The following is a 1081-nucleotide window of genomic DNA, read 5'->3' as shown; positions in this document are numbered from 1 at the left end:
TGGCGCCACCACCCGCACCCAGGCCGCGGCCCTCGCGCACCAGCGCGGGCTGACGGGCGACGTCGCCCCGCACGCGTAGCCGGGCCCGGCGCCGGGCACCTCTACGGCATGACCGCCAAGCCGCTGCTGCTGCTCGACGTCGACGGGCCGCTGAACCCGTACGCCGCCCGTCTCCCGCGGCTGCGCGGCTACACAGCGCACCGATTGCGCCCGGCGAACTGGTCGTCCCGGCAGACCCCGGACTCCCGGGCGCTGCGCCGCGGGCTGCGGGTCGTGCTCCACCCCTCGCACGGGGCGCGGCTGCAGGCACTGCCGTACGAACTGGCCTGGGCCACGACGTGGATGCACGAGGCCAACGAGCTGATCGCGCCCGCGATCGGGCTGCCGGGGGACCTGCCGGTGATCGAGTGGCCCGAGCTGTTCGCGACCGATCCGGACGGCCTGTACTGGAAGACGCGGGCGCTGGTGGAGTGGGCGGCCGGGCGGCCGTTCGTGTGGGTGGACGACATGGTGACCGACCTGGATGTCGCCTATGTGCGGGAGCACCATGACGCGCCCGCTCTGCTGCTGCCGATCCACCCGCGCCACGGCCTGCGGGCCGCCGACTTCGTACGGCTGCGGGAGTGGGCCGAGGCGCTGACGTCAGACCCCGCCGCCGAGGAGTGACTCCAGGGCCGACACGGGGTCCCGGCCGGGGCCGCCCCGGGGCCACCAGTCCTCGCGGCCCGCGTCGGACTCGTATCCGTACCACAATCCGTCGCGGCCCAGGCGCAGTTGGAGGGTCGGGGTGGACAGGCGGTTGCGGCGCGGGCGGAACTCCGGGTGGCCGAGGGCGAGGAGGGCGGGGCGGGCGCGGTCGAAGGGGCCGGCCGGCGGGTCCCACTCCTCCTCCAGGACGCAGAGCCCGGCGAGCCCGCCCTGGCTCCCTCCCGCCACCCACCACCGCCCTTCCGCGGAAATCGCTCCGCTCCCCTGTCTCCAGGCCGCGACCGCGCGCGCCAGGTCGGCGGGGGTGCGGCCGGTGCCACGGGCGAGGGAGGCGTACAGCGCGCGCGTGGCCGCGGTCAGGCCCGAGCCGGGG

At 76.5% G+C, this 1081-nt stretch carries 1 protein-coding gene and 1 pseudogene; one reads left to right on the top strand and one right to left on the bottom strand.

Translation table 11 applies throughout. The features are described 5' to 3' along the window. Positions 1 to 108 precede the first annotated feature (108 nt). Positions 109 to 666, top strand: a complete 558-nt coding sequence (locus tag G3I40_RS08570) for a hypothetical protein (protein WP_164301563.1) — start codon at positions 109 to 111, stop codon at positions 664 to 666. Here G3I40_RS08570 and G3I40_RS08565 read toward each other — a convergent pair. Then, positions 643 to 1081: pseudogene (locus G3I40_RS08565) on the bottom strand (hypothetical protein); the annotation flags it as partial. The gene G3I40_RS08570 and the pseudogene G3I40_RS08565 sit on opposite strands and share 24 nt — an antisense overlap.

It is taken from the genome of Streptomyces sp. SID14478 (genome assembly GCF_010548525.1).
Taxonomy (GTDB): Bacteria; Actinomycetota; Actinomycetes; order Streptomycetales; family Streptomycetaceae; genus Streptomyces.
Note: the sequence above shows the minus strand (reverse complement) of the source record. Positions and strands in the feature narration are given on the sequence as shown.